Source organism: Butyrivibrio sp. VCB2006 (assembly GCF_000420945.1).
GTDB lineage: Bacteria > Bacillota > Clostridia > Lachnospirales > Lachnospiraceae > Butyrivibrio.
The window spans coordinates 38,184-57,422 of sequence record NZ_ATVX01000004.1; the positions used below are offsets into that span (position 1 = coordinate 38,184).

The 19,239-nt window shown below is 40.3% G+C and carries 17 protein-coding genes; 3 read left to right on the top strand and 14 right to left on the bottom strand.

Going from position 1 to position 19,239, the window contains the following annotated elements:
• Nucleotides 1–37: 37 nt before the first annotated feature.
• The gene (locus tag G613_RS0104465) at nt 38–442 is read right to left on the bottom strand and encodes a hypothetical protein (protein WP_029231514.1); all 405 of its coding nucleotides are present in this window, start codon (nt 440–442) and stop codon (nt 38–40) included.
• A 123-nt stretch (nt 443–565) separates the two neighbouring features.
• Between G613_RS0104465 and G613_RS0104470 the strand changes: the two genes are divergently transcribed.
• Complete coding sequence (locus G613_RS0104470) at nt 566–2,173, top strand: serine hydrolase domain-containing protein (RefSeq protein WP_029231515.1); 1,608 nt, start codon at nt 566–568, stop codon at nt 2,171–2,173.
• Nucleotides 2,174–2,193: 20 nt separating this feature from the next.
• Here the strand turns inward: G613_RS0104470 and G613_RS0104475 are convergent, their stop codons facing one another.
• Genes G613_RS0104475 through G613_RS0104485 form a run of 3 tightly spaced genes read right to left on the bottom strand, consistent with a single transcriptional unit; the run spans nt 2,194 to nt 4,306 of the window.
• A complete protein-coding gene (locus tag G613_RS0104475) occupies nt 2,194–3,534 on the bottom strand; it encodes a DUF4153 domain-containing protein (protein WP_029231516.1) in 1,341 nt (446 codons plus the stop codon).
• A 54-nt stretch (nt 3,535–3,588) separates the two neighbouring features.
• Nucleotides 3,589–3,813, bottom strand: coding sequence for a helix-turn-helix domain-containing protein (locus tag G613_RS0104480; protein ID WP_029231517.1), 225 nt, complete (start codon nt 3,811–3,813; stop codon nt 3,589–3,591).
• Nucleotides 3,814–3,823: 10 nt separating this feature from the next.
• Nucleotides 3,824–4,306, bottom strand: a complete 483-nt coding sequence (locus tag G613_RS0104485) for a DUF2975 domain-containing protein (RefSeq protein ID WP_029231518.1) — start codon at nt 4,304–4,306, stop codon at nt 3,824–3,826.
• 302 nt (nt 4,307–4,608) lie between these two features.
• Between G613_RS0104485 and G613_RS0104490 the strand changes: the two genes are divergently transcribed.
• Both G613_RS0104490 and G613_RS0104495 read left to right on the top strand, forming a co-directional pair.
• On the top strand, nt 4,609–4,791 hold the full coding sequence (locus G613_RS0104490) for a hypothetical protein (protein WP_029231519.1): 183 nt from the start codon (nt 4,609–4,611) through the stop codon (nt 4,789–4,791).
• Nucleotides 4,792–4,968: 177 nt separating this feature from the next.
• A complete protein-coding gene (locus G613_RS0104495) occupies nt 4,969–5,151 on the top strand; it encodes a hypothetical protein (protein WP_029231520.1) in 183 nt (60 codons plus the stop codon).
• Nucleotides 5,152–5,187: 36 nt separating this feature from the next.
• Here G613_RS0104495 and G613_RS0104500 read toward each other — a convergent pair whose 3' ends face one another.
• The 10 genes from G613_RS0104500 to G613_RS0104545 all read right to left on the bottom strand — a co-directional run bounded on the left by G613_RS0104500 (nt 5,188) and on the right by G613_RS0104545 (nt 19,169).
• Nucleotides 5,188–7,113 carry an asparagine synthase-related protein gene (locus G613_RS0104500; RefSeq protein ID WP_029231521.1) on the bottom strand — a complete coding sequence of 642 codons (1,926 nt, stop codon included), beginning with the start codon at nt 7,111–7,113 and terminating at the stop codon, nt 5,188–5,190.
• A gap of 10 nt (nt 7,114–7,123) precedes the next feature.
• Complete coding sequence (locus tag G613_RS0104505) at nt 7,124–8,023, bottom strand: HPr kinase/phosphorylase (RefSeq protein ID WP_029231522.1); 900 nt, start codon at nt 8,021–8,023, stop codon at nt 7,124–7,126.
• A gap of 120 nt (nt 8,024–8,143) precedes the next feature.
• Nucleotides 8,144–10,012: a glycoside hydrolase family 35 protein gene (locus G613_RS0104510; RefSeq protein ID WP_029231523.1), complete on the bottom strand. Its 1,869-nt coding sequence runs from the start codon at nt 10,010–10,012 to the stop codon at nt 8,144–8,146.
• Between the two features lie 303 nt (nt 10,013–10,315).
• The gene (locus G613_RS0104515) at nt 10,316–11,959 is read right to left on the bottom strand and encodes an ABC transporter substrate-binding protein (RefSeq protein WP_029231524.1); all 1,644 of its coding nucleotides are present in this window, start codon (nt 11,957–11,959) and stop codon (nt 10,316–10,318) included.
• Nucleotides 11,960–12,165: 206 nt separating this feature from the next.
• The gene (locus G613_RS0104520; protein WP_029231525.1) at nt 12,166–13,086 is read right to left on the bottom strand and encodes a carbohydrate ABC transporter permease; all 921 of its coding nucleotides are present in this window, start codon (nt 13,084–13,086) and stop codon (nt 12,166–12,168) included.
• Between the two features lie 44 nt (nt 13,087–13,130).
• Nucleotides 13,131–14,087 carry an ABC transporter permease gene (locus G613_RS0104525; RefSeq protein WP_029231526.1) on the bottom strand — a complete coding sequence of 319 codons (957 nt, stop codon included), beginning with the start codon at nt 14,085–14,087 and terminating at the stop codon, nt 13,131–13,133.
• 298 nt (nt 14,088–14,385) lie between these two features.
• A complete protein-coding gene (locus tag G613_RS0104530; RefSeq protein ID WP_029231527.1) occupies nt 14,386–15,435 on the bottom strand; it encodes a LacI family DNA-binding transcriptional regulator in 1,050 nt (349 codons plus the stop codon).
• A gap of 102 nt (nt 15,436–15,537) precedes the next feature.
• Complete coding sequence (locus tag G613_RS18465; RefSeq protein WP_029231528.1) at nt 15,538–16,803, bottom strand: HD domain-containing phosphohydrolase; 1,266 nt, start codon at nt 16,801–16,803, stop codon at nt 15,538–15,540.
• Between the two features lie 173 nt (nt 16,804–16,976).
• Complete coding sequence (locus G613_RS0104540; protein ID WP_013280330.1) at nt 16,977–18,002, bottom strand: sugar kinase; 1,026 nt, start codon at nt 18,000–18,002, stop codon at nt 16,977–16,979.
• A 207-nt stretch (nt 18,003–18,209) separates the two neighbouring features.
• On the bottom strand, nt 18,210–19,169 hold the full coding sequence (locus G613_RS0104545) for a bifunctional 4-hydroxy-2-oxoglutarate aldolase/2-dehydro-3-deoxy-phosphogluconate aldolase (RefSeq protein ID WP_029231529.1): 960 nt from the start codon (nt 19,167–19,169) through the stop codon (nt 18,210–18,212).
• Between the last annotated feature and the right edge of the window lie 70 nt (nt 19,170–19,239).

The following is a 19,239-nucleotide window of genomic DNA, read 5'->3' on the forward strand; positions in this document are numbered from 1 at the left end:
AATCAAAACAAAAGTAGGGGCGCATGTCCCCTACTCATTATTCGTTTTCCTCTTCATAGTCCTCAGTACTATTCTCAAATTTCAGTTCAGGCATCTCAAGTCCATCGCTCTCGTCATCAGACTTAACAGCCTCGCTTCTCCTACGGATACGATCATTAAACTTGATATCGCCGTTATCCTTGAACTTGATTCCCTCGATGCCCTGGGCAAGCTCTCTGGCTCTAAGGATTTCGCTCTTATTGATTCTGAAGGTGCATACAATCTTGCTGCCCTTTCTGTCAAAGAGGCGCTGAAGAATTGACTTGTCCTGCCATTCTATGAAATACGAAATTCTATGTGCAAGGAATCTCTCTTCTAACTGCTTCTTGCTCTCGATGCTGTAAACCCTGCAAAAAGGAACTTCGTTGTTAAAAACCTGGTTATTCTGTATTATTGATGACATAACTCCCTCTCCAAAAGTGATATTCCAAGTGAAATTATAGCATAGGGACACGTTCAAAAACAACTTTTATTGCATCCGCCATTCTCATTGGTTAAGATGAATCTATAAGGAGGCACATTGACTATGTTTTCATTTAGCACTTCTCTGCCCGAGGAAGTCGGAGTCTCCTCCGGTTCCATAAGGGATTTATTATTATATCTGGACGAAAAAGATATCCCAATGCATTCAATTCTCATTATGCGAAAGGATAAGCTTATCTTTGAAAAATACTACGCCCCATACCAAAAAGATACTCTTCACAGGATGTTTTCAATCAGTAAGAGTTTTACCGCCTTTGCCATATCTCTTTTAGCTGACGAAGGGAGACTCTCTTTGGACGATTCCATAACTGATTATTTCCCGGAATACACAAATGAAGCCACACATCCCTGGATAAAGGCCACCACCATCAGGAATATGCTGATGATGAGGACCTGTCACGCTTCAACCACCTATAAGGTCGACATGAAGTCCGACTGGGTCGAAAGCTTTTTTAACGTAGCTCCAACCCACAAACCGGGCACAGTGTTCCACTATGACACCTCTGCAGCCCACGTTCTGTGCTCCCTTGTAGAAAAACTCACAGGGATGCCAATGCTTGATTATCTGAAAGACAAATTACTGCATCATCTGGATTTCAGCGAAAACTCCTACATGGTAAAGGATCCCTTTGGCATTTCCATGGGTGGAAGCGGACTTATGGCAACTCCTATGGATATCCTTAAGGTTCTGTATGTCCTTGATAAAAAAGGTACTGTCACCTGCAGTGATGGCATAGTCAGAACTCTTTTGAATCCTGAATTTATCGAGCTTGCTACTTCTAACCTGTCCGATAACATAATGACCGGCCCTCTTCCAAGCGAATCTGCCGGATACGGAATGCAGATCTGGCAAAACGAAATGGGAGGCTTTGTAATGTATGGTATGGGCGGGCAGCTGGCAATCAGCATTCCGGACAAAGAGCTTCTTATCATGACCACTGCAGATACTCAGGGAATCGCCGGTGGAAATCAGGTTATATATGATGGGATTTACAGAATTCTTTTACCGGGAATATCTGATACAGAGTCTGCAGATTTCGCTTCCGCAAATTCCAGCCATCGGGTAAAAGAAAAATCAGATTACGAGGCGCTTTGTGAAACCGCCAATGGCCTGAATATCTCTCTTCCAAGGATTCCGGAAAAAGAGACTTCTCAAGCCCCTGGAGGAGCCAGCCAAACTCCCAAATTCATTAAGGCTTTAGCGGATGCTAATTCCAAACCTATAATTTTAAATTATACCCTTTCCAAAAATCGTCAGGGATTTTCCAAAGTTCAGCTTGAGATTACAGAAGATAAATCTTTCATTCGCTTTTATGCAGGTGAAAACAAAGAAGCTTCACCGGTCTACGATATAACTTTTGGATTTCAAAGCATGCTTGAAGGTGAGCTTAAAAAGGTTATTACAAAGTGCTATGATATCAAGGGCGAACTGCCCTATGAAGTCCAAAATGGCACCCACTATACAGCAGGTGCCATCTGGCTTAGAGGAAACGTGTTGTATGTCCGCATTCACCTGATTGATGAATGCGTTGGAAGTCTTCGATTTGAGCTATACTTTGGGGATGATGATATCACCATTTTTATGCGCAAGATCGAAGAAACATACTTCAAAGAATTTGATGGTCATCTATACGGAACCCTTATCAGATAATTCTTTTTACTAAAAATCCGTCAAAATCTGAAACATACTACAATTGAAAATGATACTGCCGCAAGGATAATACCTATCTGAGCGGCAGGTATTTTTTTATAGAAACGAATGATCATAAGGAAGCACCATACGATAACATTCATTACTACCCATGAAGACAGGATTCTCTTTGGTGTGATTCCAAAGATTGCGATGTATACTCCCATAAGGTTACATGCTGCAAGAATTGCAAAGCCAAGTGCAAACACAAAGAGCACTGTTGCAAGGATTCTGGTAGCCTTTTCTTCCCAAAGAGCTTTCTTGGAAAGGAAACATGATCCGGCTAAAATCGCAAAGTTTAAAAGTACCACTCTTATAAGGCTCCAAAAACTTCCCACGGCTCTAACTGATGCTTCATGAGCTGTAGCTGCAAATAAGCCCTTGTGATTGATGAAATCATAAATTGATGTGCCAAGGAATAATGTGTAGAGAAAGCATACGCTTCCAATTACGATATATGCTGAATATGCAGGAAGCTGATGGCATCCCTTGGTCTCTTTTTCAAAACTCTCTTCTGTTATGAAAGGCATACTCTTGTTGAGCGCACCGCCAACAAGGCTAAATAAAAACCAGCTGACAGGAATTGAAGCAATAATATAAATAATGTTCTCTACTGTGTAATCCCAGAACTTCTGTGTAAAGAACTCATCAAGGGCTTCCAGGAACTTCTCTCCCACTTTCCTGAAGGTTTCGGATGCTTCGGAGAGCTGCACAAAAGCATATAAACATACACAGAATGCTATAAAAACAGATATTACAATTGTAAATACTGTCTTGGCAAAATTTTTTTTCTTTGGAGCTACATCGTAAGCATCCTCAGGTTTCTCTTCTCTTTTGAATATAGCTATGATTCTGAGGAATATATTTGTAATAGGGATTGCTATAAAGCCCTGGAAACAGTCTACAATGAAAAGTATTCCGCTTCGTCCGGCTGCAAGGGATCCGGTCCTTGCAAGAACATAATAGATAATGGTAAAGTGCCACAAAAAGATCTGGTAAAACTCCCAATCATCATGGAAATTCCATAAAGCAAGTCCAATTGACTGTAAGATAATGCATCCCACAAAGATAATAGGTTCATACATGGAATTCTTTTTCTCAGCAATACTCTGATAGGTCACGCCAACCTTGTTAGCAAATATTTCTGTACAAATAAGGAATATAACGGCAAATCCAAGCATTCTGATTCCGTATCTGTTCTGAAGAAATGGAACGTCACAAACACCGGCTCCCCATGCCATGTATTTGATATAAATAAAACCGATTACATAGCTAATGATGGCAGCCCACCTGAATACTGCCTTTTTTTCTTTAATTTCCATACTGTCCTCCAAATGACTTATATTATTGGTCTGATCTTGATACCTGATGAATTTTTATTCATCACTGTCCGGTCCATCCTCCGGCACATATTCCAGGATGTCTCCGGGCTGGCAATTTAGCTCTTTACAAATTGCATTCAGTGTAGAAAATCTTATTGCCTTAGCTTTATTATTCTTAAGGATAGACAAATTTGCCGGTGTAATGTCTACTCTCTCTGCCAGGTCCCCCGCGCCAATCTTGCGCATTGCCATTACCACATCCAGATTAACTCTTATCATGACTACCTCCTCATACTGTTAAATCCAGTTCATCTTTCATCTCAACTGCCTTGGCAAATGCATGGCTGATAACACTTATGATGGGTGTCACAAAAGCAGTTGTAACTGTGATGACAAAGATCATGTATGTACAGGTAATTCCAATCGCAAATGTGATTACGCAGGCCAGAAATACAAGATTACTAAGAATCCTCAGAGCTCTGACATTTTGTTCAACGAAAACTTCTCCAAGCTCTATTCTGCAAACCAGCTTATATAACATAAACAAAAAGATAAACAGAATAGTTGCAAGAATATATCCGCCAATTAACATAATCCAATATCTATACGCATCCGGGGCCAGTGGTGTCGTCTTAGTCATGACTATTTCTACAATCTTCGGCCCCAAGACACACATAACCACTGCTGCAACTGTAAGAACAACAATAAAAGCCTTGGTTGCTCCTATACTGGCCAGTTCTCCAACTTTGCTTTTTTCCTTTCCGTTACCCATCGCAATTTCCTCCAAAATCAAACTAATATTTAATAACTTCTCTCATATTTACGATTTGTTGAATTAAGAATAATACACATAAATCCGAATGTCAATATATTTTTATTGTTATTCGATATATTTATATTGTTTTTCGATTTTACCAATGTATATTTACAATTTATGGTAAACTTTTAACAATTTGGACACAGCTGTTACAGAAGTGATAGATTTCTTTACTCTGCTCAGACGCAGTGCTAACATTACGTCTTGTGAGTTGGCCAACTTACAGGAGTATAAAAGTATCATGGAGGAAAGAAGTAATGAAAACTTGGAACACACCAGTTATCGAAGAGCTTGAGATCAACCAGACAGCAGGCGGCGGCCCAAAGAGCAATAATTTCGACAACATTTACCTTACAGATGAGCAGTTAGACGCTCTTAGAAAGCTTGGTTTTGACGTTACCGGCGATTGGGCTGGTTTCGCTAAAGTAAGCGGTAAATAATCACAAGATCAGAAGAGTTTGACGCAGCAATGTGTCAAACTCTTTTTTTGTGCAAATATTAAATCTTTATAAAACTAATTTGTTACATTTTTGTAAGAATTGTGTACGCTTTTAAATAAACATGTTATTATTTCGTTAAGTTTTAGGTATATATATATCAAACAGGAGGAATGACGTATGAAGACTTGGAACAGACCTGTTCTCGAAGAGCTTGCTCTTAACCAGACAGCAGGCGGCGGCCCTAGAAGCCAGAAAATGGATCATGTGTATCTTTCAGAAGAGGAAATCGAATTTCTCAGAAAACATGGTCACGATGTATCCGGTGATTGGACCGGATTCCAGAAAGTAAGTGGTCAGTAATTCCAGAAAGAGCTTGGCGTAATGCCAAGCTCTTTCTTATTTTTCTCCGTATTTATCTAAAAACGAACTGCATGACAGGATTTTCACTTTTCTCATAAGATTATCCTCAGATGTCTTAGCTTTTAGCACATCTATTGCTTTATTAGTATCAAAGTATCTCGTCAAGTTGGAATTAAGGCCTTCTCCATTTTTCCTGATATCCTGATTGTCATACTTCTCATATCTCATTACGGCATCGCCACTTTGTCTTCCTCTCCTTGAAATGACCCCTCTTATCTCGTCGGGAACATATTCATTAAGATAACTGCGAACCAATTTTCTCTCGACGCCATCCCAAGCCAGGCATCTATATGGAAGCTTCAAGCATAACTCTATAATCCTCTTATCTTCAGTTGGATCTCTTATAATACAGCCATTAAACAATCCATCCTTTGTTTTGTAAATTCCCATAAGCTGAAGCAGCAGCGGCGAAACAGTATTATTTCTGTATTGCCCAATTGTTTTCATGCTTTGGCCATCTCTTTTAAATCTTTCTTCCCAAGTTTCTCTAATATTATATTTTTTAGAGAGTTCTTTTCGAAGAAGTTCTTCATCCAGAAAGCCATCTAACTGTACTTTTTGAGCGCCAAATGTATCCTCACAAAAAATACGTAACAATCTTTTTCTGCTGACCTTTATATTTTTCCCATACCTAGACAGCTGCATTCCAGCCGTAATAACTTTGCCCTCAGTCAGCGCCATATATGCACTTTTAAATATATCCCCATAGGAAATGGTCATGTTTCCGTAAGCACCATCTAAGACAATCTTGCACTTGTCTTCCACTGCCTTTTTATATACTTCAGACATCCAAATGTGGTTAATTGCAGCCTTACTTGGAAATTCAAGATAATCAACCAGCTTATCCAGATCTGTCAATGCGCTCTTGCCTTCGCAATCCAGAAAATGTGGAATAATATTCTTATATTTTTGGCATATTATCTCCACACCTTTAGTTTCATCATCAATCCAATAGCCATACTTATTTTCGTGTTTATGATCAAATTCTTTTAAAGGAATTGATGTGTAACTATATAAAGGCTTATTTTCTTCCTGTAAAAAAGTTGCTGCTACACTTCCCACTGCCGAAGAGTCTAATCCGCTACTAAGTGAAATAGCCACATTAGCATCAGTTCTGGTTGCGTCTTCTACACATTTTTTAAATGTATCAACAAAAAGTGTCCTACATTCTTCTTCAGTAAGCTTCTTATCCATCTTGATATTTGATAATGGATCATAATACTTGATTTTAGTTACTGATATCTCACCCTTATCATACTCAGCCTTTATGCCGGTACCATATGGCAAAATATATACATTTTCAAATGGTGTTAAACCGACAAACAGAAGAGTTGTTGGATTATCTGTGGCCATACAGGCTGTCATCCACTTTTCATCAAATTCAATATTGTCAACTGCATCTGTTATGCAACTCGTAAGCGTTCCAAAATAGACCTTGCTTCCCTCAACATAATAGTGAACACATCGTGAAGAAGTATGGTCCGTATATAAATGAAACTCATTTTTATTTTGGTCATAGACAGCAAAAGAAAACAGTCCTAATACATGATTGCCAAATGCCTCGCCCCAGGTTTGGTATGCCAAAAGTAACAATCTACCATCAGGAGTATCCGATGATAGCTTCTCACCTGAAATTTCCCTGTTTAGCTCCAAAATCAGTTTTTCTCTATCATCTAATACACAATCCGCAGTAAAAAATATGCTGTCTTCACTATATGGAAGTACCTCGAAATGGGATTCTTTAGTTATAAATTGAATTCCACAGGCCATATAAACATTACCGCTTTGTAAATGTCTAACATCATCTACCTTATATTTACTAATGCACTTGCTCATTCTGCCCGAAATATCTTGTTCAAGCCCTTTTCCTGATAAGTCTATGCATCCCCAAATTGCTGACATAACTGCTCCCTTAATCTATATTATTCAAAATATATTCCAAAATGCTATCAAGCGTATTTTTCTCTTTATTCCTTATTATTCTGTGAATTGAAATACCGGACGCAAATCCAAGACATCTGAGCAAATCTTCCGGTTCAACCCTGAACTCCTGATTGAAGAGCCACTCTATAAAAATGGAATCTGTAACTACTTTTATTTTTTCGGCACCATCAATCTTACTCATCTCAAGCTCTTCGCAGTTTCCAACCTCTACTCTGAATAAGGTATTCACTTCACTTGGCTCATCAAAAAACTCCTCGTTACGTGGTATCTCATATTTATTCAAATCGTATCTGACCTGTCTTAGTCCATCTGTAGAAATATTATTATTCTCGATCTGATCCAAGCACAATTTCTGAGCCGGGAAAGCCGGATATGATAAATACCTACCATCAGACTGTCTGATACAGGTAACATCATCTGCAATTAGCTTTGCACCTTTTTTTATTAGTTCTGTCATTAGTGTAGATTTGCCGCTGCCACTATTACCTGCAATCACAATGGTTTTGTCATCTATTCTAATACATGCGCCATGGAGCATGATATTTTCATGAAACCACAGCAAAATAGCAAGACACATTCCTGGTAGAAATTGTGCCGCATCATCAACAGAGACATCTTCTTTTTCTAAAAAAGAAATCTTATTTTCCCTAATCCAGAAATACCCAGTTTGGTTATTAAACCATAACTCTTTCTTTCCATAATCACATATCTGTCCTTTATCTGCAGCTAACTTTATTTCCTCAGAAATATCCCCATGTTCAATAATTATGTCTGGTTCTTTATCATTTTTCTCTATACTAACAAACTGCGGGAATTCATAATCCGAAGCTAAGGTCAACCCATAGATTTTGTAATAATGCTTTTCCAATTGGTAATCCTCTTTCAACTCTTGTTATCTTAAATTCACTAGATAAATATAATAGGTTTCCATAACAAAAACAAGCATTTCAATCAATGAATCATGACTGAAATGCTTGCCAATAACGTTTTAGCCGATATCAGGTTCGTCCTTGAGTTCGATAGTATCTTTGTGCTTGCCATCTGTCTCAAAGATAATGATTTCATTCTCTCCATCCTTAAGAAGTGGTGCAGGGATGTAGAGTCTCTTCTGAGGTCCGATCTCCCAGAATCTTCCGAGGTTAAAGCCGTTAATAAACGCTACGCCCTTGCCCCAGCCTTCGAAATCAAGGAAAGTATCGCCCTTCTCTGTAACATCAAAGGTGAAACGATAGAATGCTGGCGCACTCTCTTTGTACTCCTTGGAGAAGTCAACCTTCTCGATATTATCAAGCGGAAGTGTATAGATATCCCAGTCATTATGGATGTGGCCGTTTATCTGAACACATCTGCCAATACCCTTTCTCTGAGTCTCCATACGAGGTCCGAAGTTAACACGTCCCATGTTTTCAACAAGTACATCAAACTTCTCATTAAGTCCCTGAAGAGTTCCTGTAGAAAGGCCTGCCTCTCCGATTGCTGCAGCAGCAGTCTCAGGAGTAAGGCCATGCTCCATCATAAATTTACCGGCCAGCATCTGTGCAGGCTGTGAGCATGCAAGGTACTTGTCCATAGGAATATCATGCTCATCATTAAGCTCAAGGTCATAAAGAGTGATAAGTGGATTCTCCTCCACAAATACATTGGCTCTGTCTCCGGTCTCCCAAAGTTTAAGCTTAGCAATGCCGGCCTCTGAATGAAGTCTTGATCTGTACAGAATATATCCATAGCTCTGATCAAGTTCTTCCATATTAACAGTGTAAGGAAGATGTACAGGAGTGCTAAGGTCATCCAGAGTTGCAAAAAGAGATACCTTATCCTTGCAAGTCAATGTTCCGTAAGCTTTTCTCTGTATCTTGGTTGAAAACTCAACCTTTGGAATATCAACGTACTTGCCGATTACTTCCTGATATTTACGGTACTTCTCAGTAATCTGACCATCCTCTGTCAGGATTCCATCATAGTCATAGCTTGTAACATCAGGTGTAAGCTCATTGTAATAGTTAGAGCCATTCATGAATCCAAAGTTTGTACCACCCTGGAACATGTAAATGCTGACATTTCCAAGTTCAAGCATCTTATCAAGGTCCTCTGTGCTCTGCACCAGATTTCCCTTCATGTGACCGCCATTTCCCCAGTGGTCAAACCAGCCAACCCAGAACTCGGCGCACATAAGAGGGCCACCATTTGTGTAGTCTTTGATCACATCAAAACGCTCCTCTGTCTTGGAGCCGAAGTTTCCTGTTGGGTGAGCACCCTCAGCAAATCCACCTCTGTAGCTCTCGTGATAAGGGCCATCTGAAGTGATAAGAGGAACTGTAACGCCATACTTAACCATAAGATCATGCATAAACTTCATGTACTCATGGTCGTTGGCATAATAGCCATACTCATTCTCAATCTGCATGAGAATGATATTACCGCCGTTGTCGATCTGATACTTGGTAATTTTGGGCATCAGAACCTTATAATAATCCTCTACAGCATCAAGGAAAGGCTTGTAGCTTACTCTGAGACGCATGTTGCGATCTTTTAACAGCCATGCAGGAAGTCCGCCAAATTCCCACTCTGCGCAGATATATGGAGATGGTCTGATGATGATATAAAGCCCAAGTTCAGTTGCAGTCTGAATGAATTTCTCAATATCACAGAAGCCTTCAAAATTAAACTCTCCCTTTTTGGGCTCTGTAAGATTCCATGGAATGTAGGTTTCTACTGTATTGCATCCCAAAGCTTTTAATTTTTCAAGTCTGTCTACCCAATATTCAGGCACAGTTCTAAAATAATGAAAAGAACCTGATATTACCTTAAATGGTTCTCCATTAAGATAGAAGGTATCCTTAATCTCAAATTTTCCCATAATAACTCTCCTTTAACCTCGTAGAAAATCTACAATTAACCATAGACAAATATGTCCTTGTAAATGCACTCTTTTCCCACTGCATATCCACTTATGATCATTACAAAAAGCGCATTTATAATTACATATTAAATTTTTGTAAACTAAGAATACTCTTTCGGTTTCCGTTTTATTAAGATAAAGGGAATACTGGAGTAAATCACAGTATTCCCTTTTTTCCATGGTGTAATAATGAAGTTCTGCTCTCGCTTTGCTCGCCAGAACTAAGTAGTACACTAAGCTCGAAAATGCCTCGCTAAGTGATTACTTATAGAGTTCGTCGAACTGTCTCTGAAGCTCAGCTGTTACATCATCGATACCAGCCTTCTTAAGAGCTTCCTGATACTCAGCAACGATATCTTCAGCTGATCCCTGGTACTTACCAAATGCGATCTGCTTCATGTATGTTGTGTGAATATCGTTAATGTTGTCGATTTTAGACTGAATGTCATCTACGTTAGGAACGAACTGTCCATATGGATAGTCGATCTTGATTGCATCGTACTCTTTGTAGAGCTTCTCGATTGCATCCCAGTTCATTGTAGCGTCCTTGATCTCAAGGTCATCGTTACGTCCCCACCAGTAGTTTACAGAAATACCATCTGTAGCTGAGTTGTATCCTTCTGGAGTCTTTCTCATGCCATCATCTGTAAGCTCGTAAGAAACACCTTCTACACCATAGTTGAAGAGCTTGTAGCACTCAGGATCGTTTCTGATAAGGTCATAAACCATAAGAGCTCTCTCAGGGTTCTTGGAAGCTGCAGATACAGCCATAGCACCGTGAGTGATTGAAAGAGCTACAAGGTTCTTAGTCTCTTCACCAAAGTAGAAGAAGCCTGTCTCTGCGTTAGGATCGTCATAAATTGTGTAACCATCCTTGTGTGAGCAAAGATCTGTCCAAGTCTGTGTGTGGTGCTGCTCAGCTGCTACACGGCCAATCTTGAAGTCTTCTCTGTTGTCAGAAGTTGTGTTATTGAGAACGTCTGTCTTCCAAACTCCAATCTCATCCCATTCCTTCATCATCTTAGCAAATTCAACAAGTGAATCTGTATCTGTTACATATGGTGAATATACTGTGTAAAGGTCATCCTTTGTACCACCCCACATAGCGCCGGAGTTGATACCATCGATTGAAACATAGTTAGAGTGAGATGTAATCCATCCACCAACCATTGTTGCATACTGTGTGCCGTCTGAATCCCAAGGAATAACATCAGGATATGTCTCTTTTACATACTTGAAGTATGTTGTAAGGTCTTCCCAGCTCTTAACGCCATCAGCAAGGCCTGCTTCCTTAGCCCAGTCAAGACGATATGCAAATCCATGGTTAGTCCACTGTGCATAGTTATCTTCAGGCATAAGGTAGATGTTTCCATCATATTTGCAGAGTTCCCAGTGTTCAGGTGAAACTGAAGCCCATGTCTTAGGAGCGTATGTCTTGAGCATATCCTCTGAAAGCTCAAGGAAAGCGCCGTTCTTAGCATTTGGCCAAGCATCAAGCCAGTCAGAAGCTGTACCAACAAGGTCTACAGTACCATCCATACGTGCAAGAGTTAAGTTGTAAACTGAAAGGTAATCTGTCCAGTCGATGTAGTAAACTTCGAGCTCTGCGTTAACCTTCTCTGTAAGGATCTCGTTGAGCTGTCTGAGCATCTCATCTGTCTGGTTTCCTTCAGGAGCACCACCTGTTGTCATGTAAGTGATAACTACATGCTCAGATGTGTCAATAGCAGAAGCATCAGCTGTCTCTGTGCTGCCTGCATCAGTTGTAGTTGCCTCAGTCTTTGTTTCTGTCTGTGTTGCAGTTGTGTCTGCAGGAGCTGGTGTTTCAGCTGTAGATGAGCCACATGCTGCGATTCCCATTACCATGCTTGCGCTAAGTAATGTTGCTAATAACTTTTTCTTCATTTTTATCCTCCTTTTTGATAAGAAAATGAATATGTGAACCCACTTACGTGAGCTACTAACAAGGAACTTCCAATTGTCCTCTCTGGGATTCTCACTAAGTTCGACTTCGTCTCACTTACGTGAGTTACTAACAAGGAACTTCCGCTCTCGCATACGCTCGCCGGAAGACGTTCGAACTAGCTTCGAAAATACCTCAGCAAGTTCTCTCAGCCCTTTACCGCACCGACTGTAATACCGCCGATGAAATACTTCTGAACGAAAGGATACAGAAATACGATAGGACCTGTAGCCATAACGGCTGTTGCCATCTTAAGAGACTCTGTAGGAACATCTGTAAGTGTGATGTACTGTCCGGCAATTGAGTTCTTAAGAGCCTGTGTCTCGTTAACAACCTTGTACAGCTGGAACTGAAGAGGCTTAACAGCTACTCTTGAGCTGAGGAACAGTGATGACTGATACCACTCATTCCAGTAACCAAGTGCAAGGAAAAGACCTATTGTAGCAAGAGCAGGCTTAAGCATTGGAAGAATAAGTCTTGTAAAAATAACCATATCTCCAGCGCCGTCAATCTTACCTGATTCTGTGATCTCATGAGGAATAGCCTTAACGAAGTTCTTCATGAGAATGATCAGCCATGGTGACATAAGAAGTGGGAAAAATACTGCCAAATAGCTGTCATTTAATTTGTAAGTCTGTGTCATCAGAAGGTAGTATGGAGCAAGACCTGCTGAGAACAGTGATGTAAAGTAAATATAGAAGGAAATGGCATTTCTGAGAGGGAAATCTTTTCTCTGAAGTGCATAACCTGTCATAGCGATGATCAAAAGACCTACTACAGTACCACAAAGTGTAAGTGTGATTGTAAGTCCGTAGGACTTCCAGATCATTCCGCCTCTTACAACCATCTCGTAAGCTTTAAGTGTAAACTCCTTAGGAAGAAGCTGAACACCTTCTGCTCTGATTACTGACTCATTGGTAAAAGATGTACCGATGATGATCAGGAATGGGAAAATACATGCAAGAGCATAGAATGTAATAAGTACATATCCGAATACTCTTATAATAATATCTGAAACGCCAAGCTTAACCTTAACGCCAGTCATCTCAATTTCATTTGATTTAGACATTTTAAACTCCTCTTCTCTTTAACGATTCTTATCAATATCAGTAATTAGAACAGTGAATAGTCAGGATCGATCTTCTTAACTATGTAGTTAACGCCCATAACCATAACAAAACCAATAATTGACTGATACAAACCAACAGCTGAAGCTGTAGAGAAGTTAAAGTCATTGATTGTAGCACGATACACATATGTCTCAATGATATCTGTTGTTGGATACAGAAGTGAGTTTGTACCGATGATGTTGTAGAACAGACCAAAGTTACCTTTTACGATTCCACCAAGAGCAAACAACAGAAGGATTACTATTGTAGGCTTAAGTCCCGGAAGAATAATGTATCTGATCTTCTGGAAAGCGTTGGCACCATCAACCTTGGCTGCCTCGATGATCTCTGCATCGATACCGCAGATAGCTGCGAAGTAAACAACTGAGTTATAACCTGTCTGCTGCCATAAGTGAACGATTACGAGAATCACAGGCCAAACAGATGGATCTGAATAAGGGCCCCACTTTTCTCTTCCCATGGATGTCAAAATCTCATTAACAAAACCATAGTCATAATTCAAAAGGTTATAAACAAGGATACCAACCAAAACCTGTGAAATGAAATATGGAAGGAACATCATTGTCTGTGAAACCTTCTTGAACATCTTGTTCTGCATCTCATTAAGAAGAATAGCTACAAGAATAGCAAGCAAGTTACCAAGAATGATGAATGCGATATTGTAAAGAATTGTGTTCTTGGTAAGTTCGAAAAGCTTACCTGACTCTGCAAGGAACTGGAAGTTCTTGAGTCCTACGAACTTACTTCCGAAAATTCCGTCTCTGTAGTTGTACTTAACGAATGCAACCCAGATACCCGGCATTGGCATATAACTGAAAAGGAAGAAAAATACTACTGCAGGCAGACACATAAGTTCAAGAACTCTGTATCTCCACAGAGTCTCTAAAACTCCGCGCTTCCTTACTACCTGTGTAGAAGTTTTACTACTATTCTTACTCATTGGTTCCTCCAATTTACTCGCGATTGCTATTTTAATTCTAAAACACAGTCCCCGTATTGTGCATTTTAACAACTTGCAACCGATTTCATATTATTATTTAATCATTAATGCCATATATTAGTCAATGATTTTTTTGAAACCGATTGCAGTTTTAGTGAATTAATACAAATAGGAGGAAGCTATACTAGTTACTTCCTCCTATTTTTGTACATTTTGCCATATATTGTATACAAAAATACCAAATAGCAATATCACAGTTTCAAAAACGTTTATCCATATATCCTTCTATCTTTTGCCATTAGTTATAGCATATCCCTGTACTATCCCTGATAACCAGCACCGGATCAACCATTTGAAGATCTTCTACTTCTTTTCCGGCAGATACAGCAACTGCTGTATCTATCAGTTTCTGGCCATACTTATCATAGTTATAATCTATACTGGTAAGCTTAGGCGACATCAGATCAGCGATATATGTATTGTCAAAACTTACTACGGATATATCTTCAGGCACTCTTAACCCATGTTCTCTTATACTCCGGAGAGCTCCACTGGCAGCAAAGTCATTTATTGCTATTATCGCTGTAGGCCTGTCCTCTAGTTTCAGAATCTTATTGGTTGCGTCATACCCTGATTCAGGATCATAATATCCATTTACTACATATTCCCCGTTTACCTTGATGCCATGCGCCTTGAGATTTTCCTCATATCTCTGATACTTGTAAAAAGTAGAAGCAACGCGCATCTCACCTCCAACAAGAGCAATCTTGTGATGCCCAAGTCCGATAAGATGCTCCATTACAAGGTTCATGCCCTCTGCTTCATCAATTACCACTCTGTGAACCGGGGCTTTATCCAGCTTGCCTGTAACAATCACAGGAGTATTTATACAAACAGTCCTGACCTTCTCAGCGTAGGCTTCATCAGTTATAAGGTCGTCTACACGGCCTCCCATCTGAATGATTGCATCCACCTTCTGCTGCATTAAAAGATCAAGTTGAGCTTGTTCTCTCTCTTTTACGCCAAGCGAATTAGCAAGACCCACACTATATCCGGCCTTCTCGGCTGCTATCTCGCAAGCCACAAAAAGAGCTGAATAATATGGGTTTCTGACATCAGCTGCAATAATACCGATATTTTTGGTCGCAGTGTCAGAAAGGCCCTTAGCTAAAGCATTTGGCTTAAAATTATATTTATCAATTATACTTTGGATTCTGTCCTTTTTCTCTTTGCGAACGGAAGCACTACCGTTAAGGACACGAGAAACAGTAGAAGCAGATACACCCGCTTCCGCTGCAATGTCATAGATTGTAATCGACTTACCGGCATTCAGTCTATCGTTTTCCATAAAAAAACTCCGTCTTGGGGACTGTCTGAAACCGATTTCAATTACATATTACGAAATATCATTCATCTTGTCAATACGCTATTTTCCACCATTTCTTTTAAGCTAATATCCCATATAAACTCCGGGGATATCACTTTCTGTCAGGTGGAACTTATTGGAACCATCTTCGTTATCGGCTGTTTCCATCTTGACCACGTTAACATATCCGTCATTTATCATGTCTACCATGTATTTAACAATTTCAGGATCAAACTGACTTCCTGATCCTTTTTGGATTTCCTCAATGATCTCATCTTTATTCAAATGCCTTCTATACACACGGTTACTGGACATGGCATCGTAAGAATCCGCAACACCCACAATTCTCGCATACAAAGGAATAGCTTCTCCTCTAAGCCCCTCAGGATAACCAGTTCCATCATATCTTTCATGATGATAAAGTGCTGTCTCGCGAATTCCTCTGATAGAAGAAAGCTGTTTAAGCATCTTTCCACCTGCTATAGTGTGGTTTTGGATAAGTTTTCGCTCTTCGTGGGTTAGCTTGCCCGGCTTGTTAAGTACCGCATCAGGAATACTTATTTTTCCTGAATCATGCAAAAGACCTGCATAGTAAATGTTCTGAACCTCATCCTCCGAAAGTTTCATTCTTTTTGCTATTTCCGCTGCATACATGGCAACTCGCTTTGAGTGTCCCCTTGTATATGGATCCTTGGCATCGATGAAACTTATGAAAGTGTTCATTGACTGGAGAATTATCTTGACGTCATTTTGCTGTCTTTCCTTGTAATTTCTGAGATTAAACTTAGTTACCCAGTAACCCACAAATACTACAGCCCAAACAATTATTCCTGCTATGATAAAAGGTCCCACCAAATCTTTTTTGGCATCGACTATCTCATAACCTACAAATCTGAGAAAATCCGGTGAAAAAGGCTCAGGAGTATTAAGCAGGATTCCAAAGCTTATGGCTTCGTATGAATGTATGTCAATGTTGTAGTATTCAGGCGTAAAAACAATATTATTCTTATCTAAATGCGGATTTATAGCGGCATCCCAGGAGTTCTTTATAACCGTACCGGTAGGGACAGTAAGTCCGATTTTCCAGTTAGACATTGTAGTGTCGCCTATATTGGTTATAAGAAACTCATATTCCGTATCATATCCCACAGCCCCTCTGGTCTCGCTGTTTTTTTTCACAGTAGCATATACGCCGTCAGAAAGTCTGGCGCCGTTAAGGTTCAAATCAGAAACATATTCAGCTGACACATTATTTTCAATAGCAGACTTATTAACCAAATATGCCGAAAGGAGCATAACAAGCACTGCCATGAACATCATAAATGTGTTTAGAGGTCTTTCCATTTTCATATCGTTAGTCCCTGATAAGCGCATTTTCACACACTACTACGAGTACATTATAACTAAATACAATTGATAAAGCAGTTATTAATCTATGATATTTTAATAAACTAAATAAAAAGAGCTCTACCGGCTTCATAAAAACCGGTAGAGCTCCATATTTACTCTTTACTTGATCATGATTATCTCTGGATACGTCCTGATCCGTCACCGCCAGCGAGCTTGTTAACTTCGTCAACAGTAACAAGGTTGAAGTCTCCCTCGATAGAGTGCTTAAGTGCTGATGCAGCTACAGCAAACTCGATTGTTGCCTGAGGATCGAAGCCATTTACGCAGCTGTAGATAAGTCCGCCGCCGAATGAATCTCCGCCACCAACACGGTCAACAATGTGAAGAGCATACTTCTTGGAGAAGTAAGCCTGTCCGTCTGTGTAAAGCATTGCGCTCCAGTTGTTGTCGTTAGCTGAAAGTGACTCACGAAGTGTGATAGCAACCTTCTTGAAGCCAAATCTCTCTGTAAGCTTCTGAGCAACCTCGATGTAGCCCTCTCTGTTAAGCTTACCTGTTGTAACGTCTGTAGAAGAAGCAGCGATACCGAATACATCGTTAGCATCCTCTTCGTTAGCGATACATACATCAACATACTGGCAAAGCTCAGCCATTACCTTGCCTGCCTTCTCCTTGCTCCAGAGCTTCCCTCTGTAGTTAAGGTCGCAAGATACTGTAAGGCCGTGCTCTTTAGCCTTCTTACAAGCCTCAAGTGTGATCTCAGCAAGAGAATCGCTTACAGCTGGAGTGATACCTGTGAAATGGAACCACTCTGCGCCCTCGAAAATCTCATCCCAGTTAAAGTCAGCTGGAACTGCCTCAGCGATAGCTGAATGTGCTCTATCATAGATGCACTTAGAGCCTCTCTGTGAAGCACCCTTCTCGTTGTAGTAGATACCTACACGATCGCCACCTCTTGTGATCTTGGATGTATCAACGCCGTACTTTCTAAGAGAGTTAACAGCTGCCTGACCAATCTCGTGCTTAGGAAGCTTTGTAACATATACAGAATCAAGGCCATAGTTAGCAAGAGAAACTGATACGTTAGCCTCTCCACCACCGAATGTAGCCTCAAGATGATCAACCTGAACAAATCTAAGGTAGTTGTCTGGCTGAAGACGAAGCATGATCTCACCAAATGTAACGACTTTCTTTGACATAATAAAATCCTTCTTTCTTTATATACAAATATACAATATGAGTGATATACGGATTGCTCCGTTTCACTCTCGCAATCCTACATACATTCGGAAATCGATATATTTATTTCATTCACATATCTTTTTTCCTCATGTATGTTCGCATCCCGAGGTCATACAGACATTTGTGTAAACACATGTCTGTATGACTTCTGTCTGCTATATCACTCAATTTTTAACAAGATGAACTGCGAAACCGCCGAACTCATCAGCAAGGTAAGCAACCTTAAGATGATTATCTGCATCATAGCTAAATGAAGACTCATCAAACTTAACGCCCTGCTTGCCAAGGTGATATACTGCTCTGTCAACGTTGTTAGTTCCGATAGCGATGTGTCCGTGTGTTCCACGTCCCTGAGACTTCATAACTTCTACAACAGATCCGGCAAATACAGAAGAATTGCCAACCTTCTTGCCAAAGCCGAAGAGCTCAAACATCTCAGCTGTCTTCTCAGCAGCTGCTGCATCTGTCTCGTTGATTCCAACGTGCTTCATTGTGAAGCCAAGCATTGCATTAACTGCGTCTCTTGTCATAGCTTCGATCTCATCGAACTTACCTGCAGAAATGAGGTCCTTCTTAACCATCCAGCTACCGCCGCAGCAGAATACCTTGTTGAAGCTGAGGTAATCATTGAGGTTGTTCTTGTTAACACCACCTGTAGGCATGAAGTGCATCTTTGTATAAGGAGCTGCCATAGCCTTGATCTTGGCAATACCACCGTTCTGCTCTGCTGGGAAGAACTTAACGCAGTCAAGACCAAGCTCGATAGCCTGCTCAACTTCGCCTGGTGTTGCTGTACCAGGTACTACAGGTACTCCGATTGACTGAATGTACTCAACATTTGATCTGTTGAATCCAGGGCTAACAATGAACTTAGCGCCTGCTGCCTTAGCACGGTCAGCCTGCTCAGCATTGAGAACTGTACCAGCACCAACGATCATCTCTGGGAACTTCTCAGAAATAAGTCTGATTGCTTCCTCAGCAGCTGCTGTACGGAATGTAACCTCTGCAGCTGGAAGGCCGCCCTTTATAAGTGCCTCAGCAAGTGGCACTGCATCCTTAGCATCGTCAATAGCGATTACAGGAACGATACCAATTTTGTATAACTCTTCGCAAATCTTATCCATTTTAATTGCCTTTCTTTCCTTATAACTTATAAATGGTGCAATCATGCGCAAGCACGATTGCACATTGAAT